Origin of the sequence: Desulfofundulus australicus DSM 11792 (assembly GCF_900129285.1) — a bacterium.
Lineage (GTDB): Bacteria > Bacillota > Desulfotomaculia > Desulfotomaculales > Desulfovirgulaceae > Desulfofundulus > Desulfofundulus australicus.
Window position 1 is genome coordinate 36,755 of record NZ_FQUW01000019.1, and the last position, 24,567, is coordinate 61,321.

Here is a 24,567-nt window from a genome sequence, read left to right on the forward strand (position 1 = left end):
TGAATGTTCAGCAAGATAATTCACTGCCCCCGGACATTTCCTGCAAGATCAATTCGTGCACCAGCTTCTTAAACATTTCCCCGCGCTCTTCGTAGCTTTTGAACATATCCCAGCTGGCGCAGGCCGGGGACAAAAGCACCACATCCCCCGGCCGGGCCGCCCGGTGGGCTTTTATGACCGCATCCCGAAAATCCCCTGCCCGGACAATCCGGCTTACGCCGGCCATCCTGGCAGCGGTTTCAATTTCCCCGGCACATTCGCCCATCACAACCAGGACCCTTACCTTTTCCTTTACCAGCTGCATAAAAGCAGTAAAGTCGTTGCCCTTATTCCTGCCTCCGGCCAGCAGTACAATTGGCTGGTCATAGGCCTGCAGGGCCTTCATGCTGGCTTCGGGATTGGTACCCTTGGAGTCGTTGATATATTTCACCCCGCCGATTTCGGCCACAAATTCCAGGCGGTGCTCCACGCCGGAAAAGTGCTGCAGGGCGGCTGCCAGCTGCTTCTCCCGGACACCCAGGACCCAGCCGCAGGCCGCGGCAGCCAGGGCGTTTTCCAGATTGTGCGCGCCTGGAATGCGCAGGGCAGTGGCGGGAAGAACGGGGTGGGTTTTGCCCTTTTCCCTGACGGCCAGGAAACCGTTGCTGAGGACCACCCCTTCTTCCAGGTTATGCCGCCTGCTGAAAAATATTACTTTTCCCGGGCAAAGGGGGGCCAGATCCCTGGTTAGGGGATCATCGTAATTTAAAACGGCATAGTCCCCGCCCCCCTGGTTGGCAAAAATGCGCGCCTTGGCCGCCAAATAGTTCTCCATATTACCGTGCCGGTCCAGGTGGTCGGGGGTTATGTTTAAAATGGCCGCCACCCGGGGGCGGAATAAACTGGTGGTTTCCAGCTGGAAACTGCTGACTTCCAGGACCAGCAGGTCCCCGGGCCCGTACTTCTCCACCTCGGTAATCAGCGGCCGCCCTATATTACCGGCAACCAGGGTTCTTATGCCGGCCCCGTTAAAAATCTCGCCCACCAGGCTGGTGGTAGTGGTTTTCCCGTTGGTCCCGGTAATGGCCACGATGGGCGCCCTGGCCAGCCTGTAAGCCAGCTCCAGCTCACCGGTCACCGGAATGCCCAGCTCCCGGGCCTGCATTACCGGCGGGATGGTCAGAGGAACCCCCGGGCTGACCACAACCAGGTCAAATACGCCTGCCACCACTTCAGGATAATGCCCCAGCACCAGCTCCACCTGTGGGGGGAGGAGGGATTGGAGGGGCGGGGAAAAAGAGTTTGCCTCCTTCCGGTCGGTCAGGACCACCCGCGCTCCCTTACCGGCCAGAAAACAGCTCACCGCTATACCGCTTTTACCTGCTCCAATTACCAGGACTCTCCGTTCTTTAAAATCCACGTCACTTACCTTCCTTCCCGCAGTTTAAGCTTTATCAACCCAGCTGGTACAGGCCGGCCATTCCCAGGAAGGCCAGTATTATAGCCCCTCCCCAGAAAGTGTAGACTACCCGCTGTTCACTCCACCCGCCCAGCTCAAAATGATGGTGCAGGGGGCTCATCCTGAATACCCTCCGGCCAAAAAGCTGGAAGGAGATGACCTGGATAATCACGGACAGGGCTTCCAGCACATAAATGCCCCCGATGATCAACAGGAATAATTCACTCCTGGTCAATACCGCCGCTGCTCCCAGGGCCCCTCCCAGGGCAAGGGAGCCGGTATCCCCCATAAATACCCGGGCAGGATGGCGGTTATAGACGAGAAATCCCAGGCAGCCCCCCATCAGGGCGGCCAGAACAATGGCAATGCCCCATTTCTCCATTAAAAGGGAGATCAGAACGAGGGCGGCAGCCACGGGTATGGTTACTCCGGCAGCCAGGCCGTCCAGGCCGTCGGTAAGATTTACCGCGTTGGCCGTGAACACCACCATCAGGACCGCAAATAAAATAAAGCCCCAGCTGTTCAATTCCAGCGTTATCCCGCCGGGAACAAAGAAACCGCTAAAGGGGATAACCACATCCGTACCCCGGCCGAAGGTGGAAACAGCCACCAGGGCCAGGAGGAAACTCAAGATGGTCTGGCCCAGGAGTTTTTCCCTGGCCCGCAGGCCCAGGGATCTCCTGAGGGCCACCTTTATATAATCGTCCAGAAAGCCAATCAACCCGAAGCCAAGGGTAACTCCCAGCAGCAACAGGCCGTCGGCAAACCGGTGGGCCAGCCACAACCCGGCCACAGCCGTTCCGGCCAGGAACATGATTCCACCCATGGTGGGGGTGCCGCTCTTGGCAAGGTGAGTGGCCGGACCATCATCCCGGACCTTCTGGCCAAACTTGAGCCGGCGCAGGAAAGGTATGGTCACGGGGCCCAAAAGGAGGGTTACGGCCAGGGAAATCAGGAAAGCCTTGCTTAAAAGCAACCACAGATCACTGTACCCCATCTCTGTTACCACCTGCAGCGGTGTTCCTCCCCTCAATATACCTGAATTACAGGTATAACCCGGCAGCCGTTGCCAGATTATGTTTTCCCCCCCGCGGATGTGTTTTGTCCCCGGATCAGGGCCTGTACGATTTCTTCCATGCGCATACCCCGGGAACCTTTAACCAGGATTACATCCCCGGGCCGGGCCAGGGTTTCCAGTATCTCCGCGGCCTCCGCGTTATTCACACACCGGAAGATATTTTCCCCGGGCATGCCGGCTGCAAGGGCTCCGTCAGCCATAAAGCGAGCCAGGGAGCCCACCACAACCAGGTAATCCGCCACCCCGGCCGCCTCGCTGCCTGCCCGGTAGTGGGCGCGCCGGGCTTCACTACCCAGCTCCAGCATATCCCCCAGGACGGCAATGCGGCGGCCTTCGGCTTCCCATCCGGCCAGCACCTGCAGGGCGGCCCGGGTTGAGGACGGGTTGGCGTTGTAAGCATCATTCAGTATGACCAGACCCCGGCAGTTAATTTGTTCCAGCCGCATGGGTGTCAGTGCCGCACCGGCCAGCCCGGCGGCAATATCCTCCAGGGAGATGCCCAGCGCCCAGGCCACCCCTATGGCGGCCAGGGCGTTTTCCACGTTGTGCCGCCCCGGCAAAGGCAGGAAGATTTCCCTTTCCTCCTCCCCGGGCACCCTCACTTTAAACCTGCTGCCACCTTTTTCCGCGCGGATATCCCGGCCCAGGATATCCGCCTCGCCATCAATACCGAAAAAGTAAACGCGCCCCCGGCAGCGGGCTGCTTCCCTGGAAATATAGGGACTGTCCCGGTGCAGGAGGGCAAACCCCCCGGGCCCGATGGCCTCCAGGATTTCCCCCTTGGCCCGGGCAATGTTGTCCACCGACCCCAGGCGTTCTATATGGGCTTCCCCGATATTGGTAATTACCGCCCCCGTAGGCCTGGCCAGCCGGCACAGGAAAGCAATTTCTCCCGGACCCCGCATGGCCATCTCCACCACCACTGCCTGGAAGCGCTCATCCAGTTCCAGAAGGGTGAGGGGCAAGCCGATCTCGTTGTTCCGGTTGCCCGTGGTCTTCAGGGTGATAAACCGCCGCGAAAGGGCGGCCGCCACCAGGTCTTTGGTACTGGTCTTGCCGGAACTGCCGGTTATACCGATTACGGGAACCCGGTAAGCATTCCGGTTATAGCTGGCCAGCCGCTGTAAAGCCGTCAGGGTGTTTTCCACCTGAATTAAAGGGACTCCCGGGTCCACACCGGGTACCATTCTCTCCACCACCGCCCCGGCTGCACCGGCGGCCAGGGCTCCGGGCACGAAATCATGGCCGTCATGCCTTTGCCCCCGGAGGGCAAAAAACAGCTCGCCTCCCGCAATACTGCGGCTGTCTATGGAAACAGCCCGGACCGGGGTACCTTCATCCCCCTGCCGGAGCTTTCCTTGAACCGCACGCGCTATTTCCCCCAGGGTCATGGTTTTCATGGTGTCTCTCCTCTAACTGGTTTTTTTAAAAGCTCATCCAGCACTTTAACTGCTTCCTCGCGGTCATCAAAGGGATAGCGGGTGGTACCGATGATCTGGTAATTTTCATGCCCCTTGCCGGCTATGATAACCGTATCCCCCGGGGCGGCATTTTCCAGGGCAAAGCGGATGGCCTCCCGCCTGTCGGGCACCACCCGGTAATCCCGGCGGACCTGCCGCGCCCCTTCTTCCACCTGGGAAATAATCCTCATGGGATCCTCGGTGCGCGGGTTATCGGAGGTAATTACCGCCAGGTCACTGAGGCGCGCCGCAATTTCACCCATAACGGGCCGCTTGGAGGGATCCCGGTCGCCACCACAGCCAAAAACGGTTATCAACCTGCCCCTGGTTATGGCCCTGGCGGTGGTCAATATATTCTCCAGCCCGTCAGGGGTATGGGCATAGTCCACCACCACGGCAAAATCCTGTCCCCGGTCAACCAGTTCAAAACGTCCGGGCACATTTTCCACTGTTTCCAGGGCCTGGGCCGCCAGGGGCAGGGGGACCCCCCCGGCTCCTGCCGCCGTAAGGGCGGCCAGGGCGTTGTAAACGTTGAAGTAACCGGTAAGCTTCAGGTGAACCCGGCACTCCCCCCAGGGGCTGGTAACGGTAAAGCGGGCACCCCGGGGAGTGACCCGGACCTCACGGGCCCGTACCTGCGCCCCTGCGGAAAGCCCGTAGGTATAAACGGGTACTCCCGTTACAGCCATAATCCTTTCCGCCTGCGGATCGTCAATATTTATCACAGCCAGGGCGGGCTTACCACCCCGGCCCAGATTGCGGAATAACAGCATTTTGGCCGAAAGGTAATCTTCCATATCGCGGTGGAAATCCAGGTGATCCTGGGTGATGTTGGTGAATACCCCGGCATCATACTCGCAACCGGCCACCCGGTGCAGGGCCAGGGCGTGTGAGCTCACCTCCATTACGGCCACCGTGACCCCTTCACCGACCATTTCCGCCAGCAGTCTCTGCAGGTCCAGGGATTCCGGGGTGGTATTGACCACCGGTAGAACGCGGTCACCGATCCGGTTGGCGATGGTACCGATAAGCCCCACCTTATTCCCGGCCAGGCGGTAAATGGCCGCCAGCAGGTGAGTGGTGGTGGTTTTCCCGTTCGTACCGGTAACCCCGATCAGTTTCATTTTCCGCGACGGGTAGCCGTAGAAACGCGCTGCCAGCAGGGCCAGGGCCAGGCGGCTGTCGGGTACCCGCGCGAAGGTAACGCCGGCAGGAAGGGGAACCTCCTTCTGCACCACCACGGCTGCCGCTCCCCGGGCCAGCGCCTGTTCCACATAGAGGTGCCCGTCGGTGGTAAAACCCTTTACGGCCACAAAAAGAAAGCCGGGCTCCACCTGCCGGGAATCGCTGGAAATACCTTTAATTTCTACCTGCTGGTTGCCCCCTGTGGACAGGCAGGCCTGCCCCTCCATCAACTCGCTAAACAGCAAGTGAAATCCTCCTTCTTACCAATGGATTCCCGTGGTTATACTACCACCCCTGATCTAACTTTGCAATAGAAGCTCGTTTACCCTTTTATGGTATTATTACCAGTTCACTTACAGCTAATCAAGGCCTTTCCACAAACTCCCTGACCGGCCGGGCAATGGCAGGGGGAGCCTGGAGCGATGAGGTTCCGGGTTTAAATTCCACCCTTACCACAGTACCCCGGCGAACCCTTTCCCCGGGCCGGGGGTTCTGGCTGGCCGCTTCCCCCACCCCCACAGCCTCCAGGCGGAGGTCCATGCTTGCCAGCAGTGTGGCTACCTGGGTAATGGTCAGCCCTGTGAGGTTGGGAACGGTAACCAGCCCCTCTTTTGACTTCCCGCCGGGAGGCTGCAGGTCCAGCACCACCGATGTCCCGCTCAACACCTCGGCTCCCGCTTTGGGCATTTGGGCCTGAACAATACTCCCCTCCCCCCGGACCACAAAAGACAGGCCCACTTCGCGCAGGATATTTTGAGCCGTTTCCAGGGGGTAATTCACCACATTGGGCACCCGGACCTTCACCGGGGGCTGATCAAAGTATACGAAGGGATCTTTAGGCTTTTCGAGGCCCGGAGTTTCAGGCACCTGCAGGTAATGCAGGGTGTCGCGAACCACTTCCCGGAATACGGGGGCAGCCACCTGGCTGCCGTAATAAATACCACCCTGGGGCTCGGCAACCATCACCAGGGCAGCCACCCGCGGGTTGTCTGCGGGGGCGAAGCCGGTGAAGGAGGCCACATATTTCCCGCTCACATAGCCGCCCCCTTCCCCCACCACCTGGGCCGTACCTGTTTTACCGGCCACCCGGTAGCCGTCAATGAAGGCGTTGCGGCCGGTACCCTTCATGACCACGGCCTGGAGCAGCTCAGCCACCTGGCGTGCTTTGTCCTGATCCAGCACGCGGCGCACAACTTCGGGCTGGAAGGTTTTGAGCACATTGCCCTCCGGATCACGGATTTCCTTAACCAGGTGGGGGCGCAGCAAAACACCGCCGTTAGCCACGGCGCAGGTGGCCGTGAGCAGCTGTATGGGCGTCACCGCAATGGACTGGCCGATGGCCATGGTGGCCAGGTTGAGGTTGGTCGCCTTTTCCTGGGGGATCATGATGCCGGAGGCTTCGCCGGGCAGGTCGATACCCGTGACCTCCCCAAATCCAAATTTCTTGATATACGAGTAAAATTTCTCCTTCCCCAGGCGCAGGCCCACCTCCACAAAGCCGGGGTTGCAGGAATTCATGACCACCTGCTCAAAGGTCTGGCTGCCGTGGCCCCCATCGGCCCAGCAGCGGATATAGCGGTCGGCAACCTTTATGTAACCCGGATCGAAAAACTGGTCATCGGGCTTAACCACTCCCTCACTGATGGCCGCCGAGGTGGTAATAATCTTGAAAGTGGAACCCGGCTCGTAATTGTACCAGATGGCCGGGTTACGGTCCCAGACCCCCTGCGGAGCGGTCATCCAGTTCTTCAGGTCAAAGGTGGGGCGGTTGCCCATGGCCAGTATTTCCCCCGTCCGGGGATCCATCACTATAATCACGGCCAGCTTGGGGTTGTATTTTTCCACCACCCGGTCCAGCTCCCGCTCCACAAACTGCTGGATGGTCCGATCCAGGGTCAGCACCAGGCTGTTTCCCTGCCGGGGGGGAATATATTTGTGCAATGCTCCGGGAACCTCGCGCCCGGTAGCGTCCTGTTCTACCACAATACGCCCGCGGGTTCCCTGCAGTTCCCGGTCGAAGGTCTTTTCAATACCAGTAAGTCCCTGGTTATCTATACCCGTAAACCCCAGCACGTGGGCAGCCAGGGAATCGTATTCATAATATCTGACGTTCTCCTCGACAAAAAAGAGGCCCGGCAGATTAAGTCCCTTTATTTTTTCTACCGTTTCAGGTTTTAACTTGCGGGCAACCCATTCGTAACACGATTTGCGGGAAAGAATCTGATACAGGCGTTCTTCTTTCATATCCAGAAGGGAGGCTAACTGTTCCGCGGTTCGCCGGGGGTCTTTTACCAGATAGGGAATGGCGTAGAGGGACTCGGTGCTGACGCTGGTCACCAGCAACTGGCCGTTCCGGTCGTAAATATCTCCTCGCCTGGCTTCCACCGGGATATCCCGCATCCTTACTTCCAGGGCCTTCTGCTGCAGCTCATCCGCCCGCACAAATTGAATCCAGATCAGCCGTCCCGTTAAAGCAACGAAGGCCGCAGTGGCCAGCAGAAACAGCAAGGTCAGCCTGCGGCGAATAACAATTCTGGTGGCACGCATATCCTTCTCCTCCAGATAGCGCCCACCCGTAAAAAGGTTTTCCAGGGCTACCCGGAGAGGCGGTGCATGACCAGATCGGTCAGAGCCTGCAGGATCCAGTGGTGCTCACCGGCGTTACGCGACCTCTCCTCTCCGCCGGACACGGGCTTTCTGGCCGGCCTGGATTCCTGCTGGCGCTCCCGGGAGTCGCCCGTGGCTTTCACCAGCAACACCTGGTCTTCGCCCGGCTTCACCATGCCCAGGCGGGTAGTGGCCACGACCTCCACCCTTTCCAGGGAGGATAGCCTGGACACCTCCTCGGCAAGGTTCCTGGTTTCCCTTTCCATTTCGTTCAGCTCTTCCTGCAGGCGGGTTATCTGGTACCCGGTGATAAGAACCCGGGAATAGAAAATGGATATGATAATACCCAGTGCAAAAACGAGTACGATGACCAGCGCCAAGGCCAGATATTCCCGGGGTCGTTCCTGTGGCCGGGGGTAACCCGCAGGAACCGATCCTTTTTCGGGCGGGCTGTGGTAATATGGTTTTTCCCTGGCTACTATCAAAGCTTATTCACCCCCCGTATTATTTAGAACACCTGCAACTTTTCCGCCACCCGCAGGCGGGCGCTGCGGGAGCGGGGATTTGCTTCTATCTCCTCCGGTGAAGGCGTTATGCCCCCGGGAACAAGCACCCGCAAAGCCGGTTTTTGCCCGCAGGTGCACTGGGGAAAACCCGGCGGGCAGGTGCAGGGATTTGCCCGCCGGCGAAACAAATTTTTAACAATCCGGTCTTCCAGCGAGTGAAAAGTGATTACCAGAATGCGCCCCCCCGGCGCCAGCAGATCCACCGCCTGGTCCAGTGCACCGGGCAGAACTTCCAGTTCCCGGTTTACGGCAATCCTCAGGGCCTGAAAGGTACGCCGGGCCGGGTGGGGCCCGCTGCGCCTGTACCTGGCCGGAATTGCTTCTTTAATTATTTCCACCAGCTGCAGGGTGGATGTTACGGGCTCCTGCTGCCTTTTCTGGACAATAAAAGAGGCGATCCTCCTCGCCCAGCGCTCCTCGCCGTAGCGGGCAATGATGCCGGCCAGTTCCTCTTCGGGCAGTTTATTGATCAGGTCGGCGGCAGTGCAGGGTGAGGATGGATCCATGCGCATGTCCAGGGGGCCATCGTGGTGGTAGCTGAAACCCCTTTCCGGGACATCCACCTGCGGGGAGCTCACGCCCAGGTCGAAGAGCACGCCATTTACGGCAGCAACACCCAGTTCATCCAGAACCCGGGCCAAATTGACGAAATTTTCTTTCACCAGGGTCACCCGCTCCCCGTAAGGAGCCAGGCGCCGGGCGGCCGCCTCCAGGGCCAGGGGGTCCTGATCCAGCCCGATCAGGCGGCTCCCCGGGCCGCTCTTTTCCAGAATGGCCGCCGCATGTCCCCCTCCTCCCACAGTACAGTCCACGTAGGTTCCCCCGTCCTGCGGGTTCAACCAGGCCACCACTTCCTCCAGCATTACCGGTTGATGCACAAAGTTCCTGTCTTCCATCCCGAACCTTCCTGAAACGTAATTCCTTTAAAGTGCGCCGTATGGCGCCGCCCTTTCCTGCGGCGTGTTAAAGCACAATTTTTTCCGCGATTTCTTCCACCTGACCGGCAGCCTGGGAATTGTAGGCCTCCCACCGCTCGGCAGACCAGATCTCCACCCTGACGGAAACACCGATGATCACGACATCTTTCTCAATACCTGCATATTCCCTCAAATTACCTGGAATAAGTATTCTGCCCTGTTTGTCTATCTCACATTCACAGGCACCGGCAAAGAAAAAACGCACAAAGGCCCGGGCGTCGGCCCTGGTCAAGGGTAGGGACCGCATTTTATTTTCCATTTCCGCCCATTCTTGAGGGGGGTAGGCGAAAAGGCATCCGTCCAGACCCTTGGTCAAAACAAACTTTTCGCCCAGGCCTTCGCGGAAGCGGGCTGGTATAATCAATCGTCCCTTGGCATCGATAGTATGCCGGTATTCTCCCAGAAACATGCCGGATGCCCCACTATGATCCACTTTGTTTCCCTTTTACTCCACATCTTACCACCCTAAATTCTGCAGGAAGAAAAAAACTCCTGCCAGTTATTAAAAAAAAATAAAAAAGCCAGCCGCGCTGGCTTCGTTCGACGAAAAGACACGCCCGGAATTTCTAAAGGGGAATCGCTTTCCTCACCCGCTTTTTAAAAACCACCACCTCACGGTAACCGGCAGCTTCCAGCCACTGCCTCGCCCTTTCCCAGCCAAAGGCAACCTGGGCGGGTTGGTGCGCGTCGGAACCCGTGGATACCGGAACATGGTAGTGGCGGCAAAGCCTGAGGAACTCCAGGGAAGGGTAAATTTCCCCGGCGGGGGCGCGCAGGCCCGCCGTGTTCACCTCCACGCATACACCGCTTTCTGCAAAAACCCGGGCCGTCTCTTCATAAAGCTCCCGCAGGTCCATACGGGCCCGGTAGCCGAACTTTTTAATCAGGTCCGGGTGGGCGATGACGTCAAAAAGGCCCGTGCGGGCCGCCTGCTGCACCTGCTGAAAATACTGGCGGTAAAGCTCATCGATATCCCTCCGCGAGTATTCACCCACCAGTTCCGGGTTGTCGAAACCCCATCCGTCCAGATAATGCACCGAGCCCAGAACGTAGTCAAAGGGATACCGGGCAAGGAACTGCTCCAGCTGTCTTTCGCAACCCGGTATGTAATCCGCCTCTATGCCCAGGGAAATGGTCAGGCCGGGATTTTCCCGGCCGAGCCTTTGAACCGCTTCAATATACCCGGGCAGTTCTTCTTCGGCCATGGCCAGTCCCGGGTCCCGCCGGGCGGGGGGCAGCCAGTACATGGGCAGATGATCGGCAAAGCCGATGTGCCCGAGGCCCCGTTGGCGGGCCGCGGCGACGTACTCCTCCATGGTCCCCCCGGCATGCCCGCAGCGGCCGGTGTGCAGGTGCAGGTCGGGCAGCACGGTTAAAACACCCCCCGGCGGACCCGTTCCGACACCCGGCGGGTAAGGCGGTAGATATGCCCGGCCAGTTCCGGTTCCAGGAGCCCGGTACCGCAGGCCGGGGTGATCAGGGACTGGCGGTGCAGCAGTTCCAGGGGTATTCCCCGCCCGGCCAGTTCCCGGACAAGGGTTTGCCACAGTTCCAGCAGGCTTGCGTCGTCCTCCTCAAAGGCCTTTTCCGAGGTAGGCACGATACCCCACGCAATCACTCCGCCATTTTCCAGGAAGCCCCTCAATTCCCGGGCGTAAATTTTCAGGGATGAGCCAAAGTTGTAGGCATCGAGATTGATGATGTCCAGGTCGCATTCGCAGAGGATGGACCAGTCTATGGCATCGCAGGAATGCACCCCGGCCAGTCCTCCCGCCCGGTGGATAAATTGAAAGATGGTGTTCAGATCGGACTTGATCATCTCCCGGGTGACGGTAATGTAACTGGACTGGCCGTAGACGCTGACTGCCGGCTCGTCCACAAAGATGATGGGCGTCCGGTTGAGGGCGGCCAGGGCCCGGGCCTGCCAGCACGCATGGGCCGCCAGGGTCTTGACCACCAGGTCCCGCAGCTGTTCCTCGTAATAGGCCAGCCGGCCCCGGCGGTTCTTCAATTGAAAGGCAATGGTCAGGGGGCCGGCCAGGTGCCCCTTCAGGTAGAGGGCTTCCCCCGTGTCCGTCGCCATTTCCTCCAGAAAGGCATAAAAGCCCGCCGCTGCCTGCCGGGGCAGGGCGAAGTACTCCAGGGCGGCGAGATCCCCTTCTTCCACGGCCAGGTAGGCCGTATAAAAATCGGCCAGCCTCTCCGGCCAGCTGGGGTTCTCATCATCAAAGACAGCCCGCTCCTCTTCCATTACCAGGAGATTAAAGTGAACCAGCGGCTGCAAAAACTGGTAAACAAAACCTTCCACCTTGCCCCTGCGGGGGAGCTGGGGCCAGTGGGGAATTTCAGGCATATTTTCTTTAATCAGGGGGAGAGCCTGTCCCGGGTCGGTAAAGGGCAGGCTCCCAATACCGGTGGCCAGGCCGCCGGGAGAAAAAGTCATAACCAATCCCTCCTTTTAACAAAGTAATTATATAACGGCCCGCTCCCGGCGTCCATCTTTTTATCCCGCCCGCAGGCAGGGGCTAGCGGCGGCTCTTCTTCTCCCGCAGGATGCGCTTCAGCTCCGGCAGCACTTCCCGGGCTGCTTTTTCCCCCTGCTCAATGCAGTAGGCATTCCGTGAGAAGTCCCAGGGTGAAACCCCGGCTAAAAGGGGGCGGATGACAATATGGGCATAATTTTGCAGCTTGACCCGGGTCACCTCGTTGCCAATGATGTCCACCGACTGGGTCAATAACTGGAAGATGTTATTGATAGACCTGTGATATTCACCTTCGTATCCCAGATCCACCCCCACCACCACATCGGCGCCAAGGAGGTGGAGCACTTCCACCGGTACGTTTTCCCGCAAGCCTCCATCAACCAGCAGCCGGTTGCCAATTTTCTTTGGTTCAAAAAGCCCCGGCACGGAACAGCTGGCCCGCACCGCCCGGGCCACCGGCACCCCGGAGATAAAAAAAATATCCCCCGGTGGAGGGCTGTAGCTCACATCCTCACTGACAAAAATAACGCGGTCCCCGGCATGAATATCCACCGAAGTAATGGCCAGCAGCCTGCTGAGCTGGCGGAATGTTTTTCGCTCCACCAGGTGCTCCACCCAGCTTTCCAGCCTGCAACCCGGCATCAACCCCAGGGGAGTGGGGATGGGAACGGGCAGGTGAAGTAAATCAAAGAAGGCTTTGGCGGCCATGGCTCCCAGATTAAAGAACATGAACCCCCCGTCATAAATATCCCGGGGACTTAATTCCAGGGCCAGTTTTTCCATCTCCCGGATGCTCCAGCCGCTGCAGTACAGGGCGGCAACTATACTGCCGGCGCTGGTTCCCGCTACCAGCTGCGGTTCAATCCCCTCCGCGGCCAGCACTTTCAAAACGCCAATATGGGCGATACCCCGCAGGAAACCGCCGCCCAGGGCCAGGCCCAGTTTAACCCCGCGCCCCATAACATAACCCCCCACTTTAACTGCGCCACTTTTTAACCATCATATTAAAGCCGGAGCTAAATGGTTCTGGCCGGCAGAGACGGCAGCGGCTCTGTGGATGGTTCCGGGCTGTCCAGGGCCTGCCGGTAAACCCGGCGCGTTTCCCCGGCAATATACTGCCAGTCATACAGGGTAAGCACCTTGCGCCGGGCACGCCGGCACATTTCCACAGCCAGGCCGGGATATAGAAGTACCCGGGTTATGTAATGGGCCAGCATATCCGGCCTGCCAGCCGGCACCCTGTACCCGTCCACCCCGTGTTCCACAATTTCAGCCAGCCCCCCGGTATCGGCTATAACCACCGGGACCATGGCCGCCATGGCCTCCAGGGCCACGATGCCAAAGGGCTCGTAAAGGCTGGGAAACACCGCCACCCGGGCCATCTCCAGAAGCCGGTTCCGCCCCAGATCATCCACAAACCCCACAAACCGGACATGGTCCTGGAGCCCCAGTTCCCGGACGCGGGCCTGCAGGTAATCGCCGTAGGGGCCCCGGCCGGCCACCAGCAGGCGGGCGTTGCTCACCTGCCTCAGGATGGCGGGCATGGCCTCCAGCAGCACCTGCACCCCTTTTTCGGGCACCAGGCGACCCAGGAATACAATATTCGGTTCCCGGTGGTAAAGATCCCGGCAGTCCGGCTCCTTCTCCCGGCCGGCAAGCAAGCTGGCCGGATCCACCCCGTTGGGAAGCACTCTTATCTTTTCCCGGCCCACGGCAAACAGCCGGCTTATTTCTTCGGCCATATATTCGCTGCAGCAGATGACCAGGCCGGCTTCCTGCACAAGCCGGTATTCCTGCTCGTGAATGCGGCGCTGCAGCGCCGTATGGATACCCCTGTTCCTCCCGTATTCCGTGGCGTGGATGGTGGCCACCAGGGGAAGATGGTACTCCACCTGCAGGCGCTCACCGGCCGCACCCACCATCCAGTCATGGGCATGAACCAGGTGCGGCTTCCCCCACCTCTCTATTACGCTCCCGGTAAGCTCCACCGCGCCCTCGTTGAACTGTTCAACCCAGCGCAGGAAGTCCCCGGCGTTGAGCTGCCCGGGCAGGAGCCGGTGCACGTGCACCCCCTGCTGGAGAGAATATGTCCCCTCCCCGGCCACGGGACCGGTAATGACGTGCACTTCATCCCCCAGCCGGGCCAGGGCCCGGGAGAGGTCGCAAACATGCCGGGCCAGGCCGCCCACGGTGGCCGGCGGATATTCCCAGGAAAGCATCAGGATGCGCAGGGACGCATCGCTTCCCCCGGTCACCCTCCCGGGAAAACGGTGGCGGTTGAAAATGCGATAATCCAGGTGGGGGAATATATTATCCCGGTACTCAATTTCCCGGAGCGTTTCTTCATCTATAGGCCCTTTTTCCAGCTGCTGCACCAGGAAGTTAAACCTGCCAATATGCTCCACCAGCCTTTCCCGGGCATATTCCACGGCCGTGCCCATTTTGAGAATAAAAGGCCAGTCACTGCTCTGGGCCAGAAGCAGCTCCCGGGCGGCCTGGTTTAAGGCCCGTTTTAACACGCCCCCGGCCTCCGGGTAAAGAGCGGCCAGGTCGACCATAACGGCTTCCGCCCGGTGGAGATGGCGGTATATCCAGTCGTTATCCTGATTCAACCACACCCGGCTGTACCCGCCCTCCCCCCAGCTGCTCAGGGAAGGTTCGACCACCTGCATATCCGGGTACAGGGACAGGTAACGGGAGGGGGTGATCATCTCGATGATATCCTGGTCAAAGCAGATTTTACGGCAGAGGAAATCTATCCACTGGGGCCCCTCGTACCACCAGTGACCGAACAATTCCGCATCATAGGGCGCGACCACCAGCGGGGGGCGGCCCATCCCGGCCCCCTGGCGGAGAATCTGCTGCTGCCGCCGGGAAAGAAAATGCGCGGCATGTTCCGCCGCCCGTTCCCGGGCCCGATCGGGCAGGTAAGGTTCTTTGCAGGAACCCGGGCCGGTAATGCGGTAGTATTTGAACCCGGTGTCCACCCGAATCACACCCCCCGGCAGGTAAGGGCGCAGGTATTCCAGGTCCAGATCAAAACCTATATCCCGGTAAAACTCCCGGTAATAGTAGTCGCCCGGATAACCCGCATGCCTGTCCCAAACCTGCCGGGAACTCTCCGGGTCCCGGCCAAAAACAGCCACTCCATTGTTACAGCTGGCCGGGGCAAACACCCCGTAGAGGGGAAGGGGGTTCCCGTTCAACAGCCCGTGGGTTTCCACGAAAAAGTACCTGATACCGAACTCTTTTAACAGCTCCTCCACGCCGGGGGCATAACCGCACTCCGGCAGCCAGAACCCCCGGGGAGGCCTGCCAAACAGCCGCGTGAAAAAGTCCACCCCCACACCAATTTGAGCCTTCCTGGCCTCCCTGGTCTGCATCAACGGCAGGTAACCGTGGGTAGCACAGGTGGTAATCAGCTCTACCTTTCCCGTCATCCACAATTTCCGGAAAGCAGCGACCAGATCGCCCCGGTATTTATCCACGTAAGCCCGCCGGACGCCGTTTAATTTCTCCAGGTACATGGCCGCCAGGGGATAAAAGTTACGATCCCCCGCCGTACGCCGGCACTCCGCTTCCCCCAGCCGGATCATCGCTTCCAGGTGGTCCAGGTAACGCTTTTGTAGCAGCGGGTCGGCCAGCATGGCCAGAAGGGGCGGGGAAAGGGAGATGGTCAGGTTAAAGGGAACACCGTCCCGGTCCAGGCCATGGAGCACTTCCAGCAAAGGTATGTAGCACTCGGTCACAGCCTCAAAAAACCAGCGTTCTTCCAGGCGCTCCGGCACTTCCGGGTGCCTTACAAAGGGCAGGTGGGCATGCAGCACCAGAGCCAGGTAACCAGCAGGCATTTTGGCTTCCCCTTTCCGGTCAACAAATTAACTTCTTGACCATAAATCCGCCGAACTGTATCCTTCTTCCGGGACACCCTCCCCATCTTCGCCCGTGGTTAGCTGGAAGGGCGAATCTGCTTTTAAAAACCGGGCTACTCCCGCCACCTTCCGCGTACGGGGCGTGGTAACCCGGTTGGAGCGAACCAGGGGGTAAAATTCCCCCTCCGGCCCGTAATAACCAATCTCGGCATAATAAGATTGTTCGGGAAGCACGTCCCGGAAATACCAGTTATCGGTGAAGGGGGGAAGGGATATTTCGCGCCAGGAGGCGCTTTCCCCACTGGAAGCGGAAATATAAAGCCGCAAAAACAAAAAATGCTCCCCTCGCAAGGACTCCCACTGCTCGCGGGACAGTTCCCAGTAACTGAAGATAACGGCAGGTTCCTGCACCATCAGCACCAGCCGGTTCTCATTGTAACAGGGCGGCAGTTCCACGGATATAACCCCCTTCAACCCTTTATCATATTTATCATACTTCACCAGCTTGTACCATTACAACCATCTCGAGTTAATTTTATTAATAATTGAAGGTTACATGTTCCTTTTTTCACATACATACCGAGAAAAATATTGTGCTAAATTGCACAATCCCCGGCAAAAAAACACCTACCTGCCTCCTTCAGCCTTTTTAGCGGCGCACTCTTTACAATAACCGAAGAATTTCAATTCGTGGTCGGTAATAACGAAGTTGTAGGCCTCCGTAACCCGCTTCTCCAGATCTTCCAGCAGGTCCTCATTAACCTCGATAATCTTCCCGCAGCCGTTGCAGACCAGGTGATGGTGGTGGTGCCCTTCGCCCCGTTCCCCACCAAATTCATAACGCTTGCGCCCATCTCCGAAGTCAATGCTGTGAATGATGTCGAAATCCAGGAAGAGTTCCAGAGTACGGTAAACAGTAGCCAGCCCCACGTCAGGAGCTTTTTGCTTGACCAGGTTATAAATTTCTTCCGCGCTCAAATGCTTGTCCTTATTTTCCAAAAGCACGCGCAGGATATGTTCCCTGCGCGGCGTAAGCCTGGAATCGCCGGCGCGGAGCTTCTCTTCCACTTCATCGATGACCTTCTGCATTTTAGCTCACCCCGCCACCAAACCCTTGGTGTAAGTATAATGAACATAATGAAAAAAGTCAATGGGGGCCCGTTCTCCAGGCCCCCGTTTTTTTTATTTTGGCCGGGCGGGCACTAGCGCAGGTACCGCAGGTAGCGCGGCTGCCGCCGCAGGCGCCGGCGCACCATTATTTTTCTCAAGCGCAGGGATACCACCAGGACAAGGGCCCCCAGGAGCCAGACAGGCCAGCGCCTGATGGCACTTACCTTCACGTCGTTGGCCGCTACCAGCTCCACCCGCCCCAGCTCTTTACCTTCCCCGGTAATAACCAGTTCCCCCAGTTCCTGGCCCCGGGTTATGGGGGCTTTCAGGTCCCGGTGCATGACAACCTGCCGTTCAACGGACGGCTCCCGGCCGGCGGGGAGATTAACAAACAGGCTGTTCCCGGCAACCACTTCGACTTTTTCAGCCCCCCCGGTCACGGAATAGGATGATATCTTCTCTCCCCTGTCCACCATTTTCACAGGCGTGAAGGCCGAAAAACCGTAATCGAGCAGGGACCTGGCATCACTGTAAACAGCAGCCCCCTGGCTTTTCATAATTACGGCAATCAGCTCCCGGTTACCGCGGCGGGCGGCGGCTACCAGGCATTGCCCCGCTTCAACGGTATAACCGGTCTTAATTCCAATGGCTCCCTCGTAGCTGGAGAGGAGCCGGTTATGATTCCAGAGGTGCTCCTGGGGCGGTCCCTTGCTTCTATCCGCGTCCGGGCGGTGAATCTGCTTCAGCCGGGTGGAAACAATGGTCCTGAAAGTGGGGTTCTGCATGGCATACCTGGCAATCAGGGCCAGGTCGTGGGCAGTGGTGTAATGTTGCGGGTCGGGAAGGCCGTTGGGATTGCGGAAATTGCTTTCCTTTGCCCCAATGGAGCGGGCCTTTTCGTTCATCAGCGTCGCAAAAGCAGGAACCGACCCGGCAACATGCTCGGCAATGGCCACCGCAGCATCATTGGCTGAAGCCAGCAACAGGGCGTAAAGAAGGTCCTCCATGGTGACCCTTTCACCTTCCTGCAGGCCGATGGCAGAACCTTCCACCAGGGTGGCCTTTCGGGAAACGGTAACCACCTCATCCAGGCGGGAACGCTCCAGGGCGATGATCGCGGTAAGAATCTTGGTTGTACTGGCCGGGTACATGGGCTGGTCGGCATTTTTCTCGTATAAAATCTGACCGTTCCGGGCATCCATCAATACAGCCGCTTTTCCCGTAACCTGCGGTGTTGGTGGTGATGCTGGCGAAGCTGCCCGGGCCTCCTCAGCCAGTAAAAGCATCAAACAACAAAAAAAGATCAACCACCAGCGACGCATAATTTACTCCTTTTAGAACATTTATGAACAACTTTTAGATAATTATGGGTTGGCGGAAATCAAGCGACTTAATTATATTCAAATTTTAGCCCGTTTTCAACAGAAATTTGCAAGCTAATCCCCCTTTCCGGGGAAATACTAATTATAGACCCGGGAAAGGAGGGAATTAAATTCATATGGACCTTCAGGGTGTACAGCTGGCCACTTTAAACGACGTCCAGATCAGCCAGCTGCAGGAAGCGGAAAAAAAATTGAATGCCGGCCGTCAGGGCAGGGAAATAATTCTTCTGGCCTTTACCCGCGAATCATAAGGGTAGACATTCTGGTCGGCCCGTCCCGGAAGGAGCGGGCTCAGGCTGTTGACAAACACCCCATGTGCCCTGGTTTTACAGGAGGAGCGACCTGGAGTGAGCGCTGCCGGGCCAGGCCACGTGCCGCGGACAGGATGTCCGCGGAGGCCACCTGAACACAGGAGGTGTGAATGTGGCCGGTACCCGCCGAAGACCGGAGCCGGGGCCTTTTGGCCCGGCCAGCGATACGACCGGGAGCGACGACTAAAACCAGGGCACATCCCGGAAATAATTTGTCTGCAAGCTGAGCCCGTCCCGGAAGGGGCGGGCCACTTCCTTTTTCTGTCAGGTGAAAAATCATGGTTTCTTGTGGTATTTGTTGTTCTACGCTATAATGTAGACAAGCCTCGCATCAGGAGGTTAAAGGATTCATTGCTGCCCCTTAATTTGAAACGCCAGGAATGGGTGCTGCTGGCGATCCTTTTTGCGACAGAATATGCCAGAGGAGCCTTTTTTCTTTCCTTTCTACCGGTTTATGCCGTCCGGCACCTGGGACTGCCCATAACCGCCGCCGGCCTGGCCGTAACCGCCCATTACCTTACCGAAACCATATTTAAAACGGCCGCGGGCTGGCACTTCGACCGGCTGGGCAGGCCGGTGCTGCTGATCGGGTTGCTCACCGGCCTCTTTTCGCTGCTCACCATGAAGCTGTGGCCCCTGCCGCCGGTCCTGGTGATAGCCTCCGCCCTCTGGGGCCTGGGCATGTCCCCGGTCTGGCTGGGGGTGATGAGCGAGGTCGCCCCGGTTGACCTGCCCGGCCGGAATAAGCGCATAGGGCTGGTTTTTGCCGCCTGGCTGGGAGGTTCCGGCGCCGGCCTGGTGACCGTAAACTTTATCCTGCACCAGGGGGTTAATGTAGCCTTTTCCGCCATTATCCTTGTGTGGCTGGCCTCCTTAATCCTGACCCTGTTCATCCTGCCGGCCGGGGTCGGGCGCAGGGTACAAACCGCGCGGGGCGTTATCCTTTCCCTGGCTCGCATGGCGGCCAGCCCGGCAGTGCTGGGAATCCTGATTCCGGGGATGTTCCTGCAGACCTTCTGCGCCGGGTTGCTATTGCCCGTCCTGCCCCTTTTTGTTCAGAACCAGCTGGGCTTGAGTTATAACCAGTACGGGCTCCTGCTCCTGACCGGCGGCGGAACCGCCCTGATAGCATTTCTCCCCATGGGCATGCTGCTGGGGTACACGGCTCTGAAGAATTTCCTGGCCGCCGGGTTCGGGTTGTGCGCCGTCAGCCTGGGCCTGCTCGCCGCCAGCCACAATCCCCACAGTGCTTTTATCCTGGCGGCCCTGGTGGGCTTTTCCTACGCCATAATCCTGCCCGCCTGGAACACCCTGCTGGCCAGGATCATCCCCCCGGATCAGCAGGCCACGGGATGGGGGCTTTTCGCCACCGTTGAAGGCCTGGGGGCAGCCATTGGCCCGGCCCTGGGCAGCCTGGTGGCCAGGTACGCCGGTATCTCGGCTCCCATACTGCTGTCCACATTTCTTCTCATAACCATTGCTATTTTTTACATCTTTTATCCGCTGGAAAAATCCATAGTCAAATAACAGGAGTTCCGGGGCAACAACGACGGCCGCCATCCCGGTTCGGGCAACGGTATGAGAAAAGCAACTGCCCAATAAGAATAAATTTAAAGCGGAGAACTGTGGACAGGAGAGAAAAAACCATGACCCAATCCCTTTTTAAGATCATTACCATCCTGGTGGGCGTCTATGCCCTCTTGCCCACCGTTCTGGCCCGCCTGTGCCATATCGGGGTTATCTGGCAGGGGCCCCGGAACGGCAAGAAGGTGGCCATTACCTTCGACGACGGTCCCGATCCCACCTACACTCCCCGGGTTCTGGATATCCTGAAAAAGTACGGCATTAAAGCCTGCTTTTTTGTCCTGGGATACAAGGCCAGGGCCTACCCGGAGTTAATCACCAGGATGGTTGCCGAGGGACACGAGGTGGCCAGCCACGGTTTTCGCCACCATTTCCCCTGGTTTCTGGGACCGCGGGCCCTGTTCAGGGAAGTAAGGGAATCCAGCCGGGTAATAGCGGATATAACCGGACGGCCACCGCGCCTTTACCGGCCCCCCTGGGGCCTGTTCAATCTTTTCTCCCTCCTCCACAGCCACCTGTTCGGCCAGCGGGTGGTGCTGTGGTCATTTATGAGCTGGGACTGGGGGCGGCGCTGCACTCCCGAATCCATAACCCGCCAGGTTCTCTCCCGGGTGCGCGAGGGCTCCATCCTGGTTTTTCACGATAGCGACGATACCCCGGGGGCGGCTTCGGGGGCGCCCGAAAAGATGCTGGCCGCCCTGCCCTCAATTATTGAAGGGCTCCGGCAGCGGGGGTTTTCCGTGGCCCCGCTGGCGGAACTGTACGCGCCCCGGAAAAATTTCTGGCAGCGCCTGGGCCAGAAAATAGATTCCCTTGTTGTGAGGTTGTCCGGTATAGAGGACCTCTACCATGAAGGACGCTCCACCCTTTTTCGCCTCCGGGTAAAACGATTCCGCGGCAGAACCCTGAAACTTTCCGACGGGACACTGCTGCGCTCCCGGGACCCCATCGCCGAACTCCATCTGAACAACGAAATACTGCAGGAAATCACCCGGACCGGGAAGAGCCCGGAACGGATTGCCCTGCTGGCCTTAAAGGAAGCGAGGCGTTCCCTCCCGGCCCTGGCCCGCTGGGCCTCCAATGCTCCTCAAGGAAAGGAGATCCGGGCAGTGCTGGGGCTGACCATGCTCTACCGGGGTGCGGAGCGCCTCGGTTTCACCATTTGCGACCCCCCGGCCCTCCTCAAGAAACTGGCCACCTGGTACCAGGGCTGGCTTTTAGGTCTCTACCACCCCGAAGGCCGCCTGCGTTATTACCGGCACAGGGATAAACTCTCCCCTAAAATCGTGGCCATGGGCCGGGAAGAACTTATCCGCCGTTATCTGCAGGCGTCCGGGGATAACCCCGGTTACCGGGGGGAGGAATAATGGCCGGGTAAAAGCCGCCGTCCCCCTTTCTGCAAAAGCCTTTAGAATAAAATAAAACCCCAGCAGGAATTTCCTCGCGTAAAAGAGAATTTTTAAACAATAATCGAGCAGCGGGCGAGCATGGTTCAAGCCATCTCCAGGCACTGCTTTCTTCAACTGTGTACCGGGTTGCACTTTTAAGGAGGTAAACATAATGAACCTGGCCCTGAGATTGGCCGAAGCAGGCCAGCTTTTCCCCGATCAGGAAGCCCTGGTTTTTCACGGCCAGCGTATATCCTATGCCACCCTCAACCAGTGGGTCAACCGCTTTGCCAGCGGCTTAAAAAAGCTGGGGCTGACACCCGGTGAAAGAGTACTAATTGCCCTGGAAAACTGCCCCGAATTCGTAGTCTCTTTTTATGCCGTCCTCAGCCTGCAGTGCGTGGCCGTCCCCATTGATCCGCTCTATACCATCCACGAGATTACCTATATCGTCCGGGATGCTTCACCTGCCCTGGTTATCTGCAACGCGGAGAATATTTCCACCTTCACCCGGCTAACCGGCAATTTAGCCATTCCCCGGGGCTTTGTCGCCGTCAACCCCGGGCAGCCCTATCCCCATACCCGCTCCTTTGCCGATTTGCTATCATCATCTCCCGCAGGCAATCCCCCCCGGCCGGTTGACCGGGATGAGGTGGCGGAAATACTTTATACTTCAGGCAATACCGGTAAGCCGAAGGGAGTAATGCTCACCCACGGCAATATCTACAGCAACGCCGTTACCTTTGCCCGGATATGCGGCTTCGGTCCCGGGGTGAGAACGCTGCTGGTGGCGCCGGTTTACCACTCGGCAGCCCAGACCTGTGTCCTGCTTGCTTCCCTGGTTGCCGGTGCTACGGTGGTCATCCATGAAAGATGGCCCGGCGCCCGCACGGTCCTGCAGACCATCCAGGATGAAAAGATCACCTTCTTTTTCGGTCCCCCCACCATGTACGTCTTCCTGCTGGAAGAACAGTCCGGCAGCTTCGACCTGGGATCCTGGAAAATTGCCTTCTGCGGTGGAGCCCACCTCCCGGTGCAGGTATTTTACTCCTTCGAGAAAAAATTCGGCTTCCAGATTACGGAGGGCTACGGCCTTACCGAAACATCCCCCGTGGTCACCTGCAACCCTGTGTTCGGCACCAAAAAGCCGGGCTCCGCAGGGCTGCCCATACCGGGGGTGGAGGTAAAAATTGTGGATTACGAAGGCCGGGCCCTGCCTGCCGGTCAGGTGGGGGAGATCGTGGTGCGGGGGCCAAATGTGATGAAGGGCTATCTCAACCAGGAAGAGGAAACGCAAAGGGCAATCCGCAACGGCTGGCTTTACACGGGAGACCTGGGCTATATGGATGAAGACGGCTATGTGTTCATTGTCGGCCGCAAGAAAAACGTGATTATACGGGGAGGGCTGAACATCGACCCGCGGGAGGTGGAAGAGGTCCTCTACCAGCATCCCCAGATCTTCGACGCCGTTGTGGTGGGCATCCCGGACCCGGTGATGGGAGAAGAAGTTGCGGCCATGATCCTGCCCCGGGAACAGCAGAAGCCCGACCCCGAGGAAATAAAATCCTTCTGCGCCCAGAGGCTGGCTCCCTACAAAGTCCCCCGGAAAATACTGTTCATGGAAGGCCTGCCCAAAACAACCTCGGGAAAACTCCTAAAGAAAGAAGTAAGAAAGCTGCTGGAACAGGCACAGGAAAACACCCCTTCCTGATGGAAGGGGTGTTACTTTTAACGCAGTTGCCTGGGCTTTTCGGCCAGAATTAAAGGCACATACCGGGAGCTGCCGTTACGGTAAATTTGCAGCACCACCCGCTGGCCCACCTTGCTGTTCTGGACAATCCTGGCCAGATCATCGGGGCTTTTAACTTCCTGGTTGTCCACCCGCAGGATCACATCCCCCTGCGCCAGCCCTGCATTATCAGCAGGGCTGCCCGGAATAACCCCCACTACCAGCGCCCCTGCGGTCGAGGGCAGGCCCAGATACGCTGCAATTTCCTCCGTCACGGGCTGCATCTGCACCCCCAGCCAGGGCGTCTGCTTTTTACTGCCCTGGAGCAGCTGGTTGAGGACCTCTTTCACCGTGCTGGTGGGGATGGCAAAACCAATTCCCTGGGCCTGGGCAACGGCGGTGTTGATGCCCACCACCTCGCCGTTGAGGTTCAAAAGCGGCCCGCCGCTGTTACCCGGGTTAATGGAGGCATCGGTCTGCAGGAGATTCTTGTAGCGCCTGTTTTCAACCGTAACCGGCCGGCCCTTCGCGCTGATCACTCCCACCGTAACCGTGTGATCCAGCCCGAAGGGGTTGCCGATGGCGATCACCCAGTCCCCCACCCGGACCTTGTCGGAATCGCCCAGCTTCAAGGTGGGCAGGGACTTGCCGGCATCAACCTTCAGCACGGCCAGGTCCAGGTCGTAATCGGCTCCCACCACCCTGGCCGGCAGGGGCTGCGAGAACCCCTGGATGGTAACGGTTATTTTCTGAGCCCCGTCAACGACGTGTTCGTTGGTGAGAATATAACCGTCCTGGGACATGATAAAGCCGGAGCCAATACCCCGCTCCTCCCGGGGCTGCGATTGAAAACCAAAAGGCCCGCCAAAAAACTGCCGGAAAAAGGGATCGTCCAGGAAGGGGTCCACCTGCCCGCTGCTGCGGATTCTCACCGTATCAATCTTAACCACGGCCGGTCCCGCCTTGGATACGATGTCGGCCACCGTGCCGGGACCGACTCCGGGCATGGCGCTGGCCACGTTGTTAACCCGCGGTACTCCTTCATCCTGCGGGGCAAGATCGTTAACCAGCAAGCAACCACCGGCAAACATTATGCCGGCCACAAAAGCCGCCAGGGCAATAAATGCCAGCGACCGTTTCCAGTTCAGCACGCCTTTTCACGCTCCTTTCATCATAACATCATGATAAACCATCCGGGAGACAAAAAACAACATGGTTCAGGGATAAAATTTTCTTCTTCCGGCTTAATTTTCGCCCGATATATCCCCTGAACGAAATTTACGCCGGTAACCGGCGGAAAATCGAGTAGGAGGGGGCGGCTAGCCCCCGTCCTCTCACACCACCGGACATGCGGGTCCGCATCCGGCGGTTCACCAAGCTTGACGAAGATAAGAATA

Annotated in this window: 20 protein-coding genes; 4 read left to right on the top strand and 16 right to left on the bottom strand. The window is 58.5% G+C overall.

The window, feature by feature from the left end:
* Positions 1-7: 7 nt before the first annotated feature.
* The 15 genes from murD to BUB44_RS08850 form a co-directional block, all read right to left on the bottom strand.
* Complete coding sequence (gene murD, locus BUB44_RS08780) at positions 8-1,399, bottom strand: UDP-N-acetylmuramoyl-L-alanine--D-glutamate ligase (protein ID WP_073165285.1); 1,392 nt, start codon at positions 1,397-1,399, stop codon at positions 8-10.
* A 34-nt stretch (positions 1,400-1,433) separates the two neighbouring features.
* The gene (gene mraY / locus BUB44_RS08785; protein ID WP_073165287.1) at positions 1,434-2,435 is read right to left on the bottom strand and encodes a phospho-N-acetylmuramoyl-pentapeptide-transferase; all 1,002 of its coding nucleotides are present in this window, start codon (positions 2,433-2,435) and stop codon (positions 1,434-1,436) included.
* A gap of 77 nt (positions 2,436-2,512) precedes the next feature.
* Positions 2,513-3,916 (bottom strand): UDP-N-acetylmuramoyl-tripeptide--D-alanyl-D-alanine ligase, encoded by a 1,404-nt coding sequence (locus BUB44_RS08790; protein WP_073165289.1) that lies wholly within the window; start codon positions 3,914-3,916, stop codon positions 2,513-2,515.
* The gene (locus BUB44_RS08795) at positions 3,913-5,406 is read right to left on the bottom strand and encodes a UDP-N-acetylmuramoyl-L-alanyl-D-glutamate--2,6-diaminopimelate ligase (RefSeq protein ID WP_114362140.1); all 1,494 of its coding nucleotides are present in this window, start codon (positions 5,404-5,406) and stop codon (positions 3,913-3,915) included. The genes BUB44_RS08790 and BUB44_RS08795 overlap by 4 nt, the downstream gene beginning before the upstream one ends.
* Before the next feature lie 118 nt (positions 5,407-5,524).
* A complete protein-coding gene (locus BUB44_RS08800; protein WP_073165291.1) occupies positions 5,525-7,708 on the bottom strand; it encodes a stage V sporulation protein D in 2,184 nt (727 codons plus the stop codon).
* 47 nt (positions 7,709-7,755) lie between these two features.
* Positions 7,756-8,253, bottom strand: a complete 498-nt coding sequence (locus BUB44_RS08805) for a cell division protein FtsL (RefSeq protein WP_073165293.1) — start codon at positions 8,251-8,253, stop codon at positions 7,756-7,758.
* 23 nt (positions 8,254-8,276) lie between these two features.
* Positions 8,277-9,230: a 16S rRNA (cytosine(1402)-N(4))-methyltransferase RsmH gene (gene rsmH, locus BUB44_RS08810; protein WP_073165296.1), complete on the bottom strand. Its 954-nt coding sequence runs from the start codon at positions 9,228-9,230 to the stop codon at positions 8,277-8,279.
* A gap of 67 nt (positions 9,231-9,297) precedes the next feature.
* Positions 9,298-9,720, bottom strand: a complete 423-nt coding sequence (gene mraZ, locus BUB44_RS08815; protein ID WP_027356110.1) for a division/cell wall cluster transcriptional repressor MraZ — start codon at positions 9,718-9,720, stop codon at positions 9,298-9,300.
* 157 nt (positions 9,721-9,877) lie between these two features.
* Entirely contained in the window at positions 9,878-10,681 is an 804-nt protein-coding gene (locus BUB44_RS08820) for a histidinol-phosphatase (RefSeq protein ID WP_073165299.1), read from the bottom strand.
* A 2-nt stretch (positions 10,682-10,683) separates the two neighbouring features.
* Positions 10,684-11,754, bottom strand: coding sequence for a uroporphyrinogen decarboxylase/cobalamine-independent methonine synthase family protein (locus BUB44_RS08825; RefSeq protein WP_073165302.1), 1,071 nt, complete (start codon positions 11,752-11,754; stop codon positions 10,684-10,686).
* A gap of 82 nt (positions 11,755-11,836) precedes the next feature.
* Complete coding sequence (locus tag BUB44_RS08830) at positions 11,837-12,754, bottom strand: patatin-like phospholipase family protein (RefSeq protein WP_073165305.1); 918 nt, start codon at positions 12,752-12,754, stop codon at positions 11,837-11,839.
* A gap of 56 nt (positions 12,755-12,810) precedes the next feature.
* Entirely contained in the window at positions 12,811-15,645 is a 2,835-nt protein-coding gene (locus tag BUB44_RS08835; RefSeq protein ID WP_073165308.1) for a 1,4-alpha-glucan branching protein domain-containing protein, read from the bottom strand.
* A 27-nt stretch (positions 15,646-15,672) separates the two neighbouring features.
* Entirely contained in the window at positions 15,673-16,122 is a 450-nt protein-coding gene (locus tag BUB44_RS08840; RefSeq protein ID WP_073165311.1) for a DUF4912 domain-containing protein, read from the bottom strand.
* Between the two features lie 171 nt (positions 16,123-16,293).
* Complete coding sequence (locus tag BUB44_RS08845; RefSeq protein WP_027356115.1) at positions 16,294-16,755, bottom strand: Fur family transcriptional regulator; 462 nt, start codon at positions 16,753-16,755, stop codon at positions 16,294-16,296.
* A gap of 113 nt (positions 16,756-16,868) precedes the next feature.
* On the bottom strand, positions 16,869-18,098 hold the full coding sequence (locus tag BUB44_RS08850; protein ID WP_027356116.1) for a D-alanyl-D-alanine carboxypeptidase family protein: 1,230 nt from the start codon (positions 18,096-18,098) through the stop codon (positions 16,869-16,871).
* Between the two features lie 176 nt (positions 18,099-18,274).
* Here BUB44_RS08850 and BUB44_RS15985 point away from each other — a divergent pair, with 176 nt between their 5' ends.
* The 4 genes from BUB44_RS15985 to BUB44_RS08865 all read left to right on the top strand — a co-directional run bounded on the left by BUB44_RS15985 (position 18,275) and on the right by BUB44_RS08865 (position 23,152).
* The gene (locus BUB44_RS15985) at positions 18,275-18,409 is read left to right on the top strand and encodes a hypothetical protein (RefSeq protein WP_259497669.1); all 135 of its coding nucleotides are present in this window, start codon (positions 18,275-18,277) and stop codon (positions 18,407-18,409) included.
* Positions 18,410-18,820: 411 nt separating this feature from the next.
* Entirely contained in the window at positions 18,821-19,996 is a 1,176-nt protein-coding gene (locus tag BUB44_RS08855; RefSeq protein WP_027356117.1) for an MFS transporter, read from the top strand.
* A gap of 119 nt (positions 19,997-20,115) precedes the next feature.
* On the top strand, positions 20,116-21,420 hold the full coding sequence (locus BUB44_RS08860; protein WP_073165313.1) for a polysaccharide deacetylase family protein: 1,305 nt from the start codon (positions 20,116-20,118) through the stop codon (positions 21,418-21,420).
* 193 nt (positions 21,421-21,613) lie between these two features.
* On the top strand, positions 21,614-23,152 hold the full coding sequence (locus BUB44_RS08865; protein ID WP_073165316.1) for a class I adenylate-forming enzyme family protein: 1,539 nt from the start codon (positions 21,614-21,616) through the stop codon (positions 23,150-23,152).
* A 17-nt stretch (positions 23,153-23,169) separates the two neighbouring features.
* Here the strand turns inward: BUB44_RS08865 and BUB44_RS08870 are convergent, their stop codons facing one another.
* Positions 23,170-24,321: a trypsin-like peptidase domain-containing protein gene (locus BUB44_RS08870; protein WP_207545639.1), complete on the bottom strand. Its 1,152-nt coding sequence runs from the start codon at positions 24,319-24,321 to the stop codon at positions 23,170-23,172.
* Between the last annotated feature and the right edge of the window lie 246 nt (positions 24,322-24,567).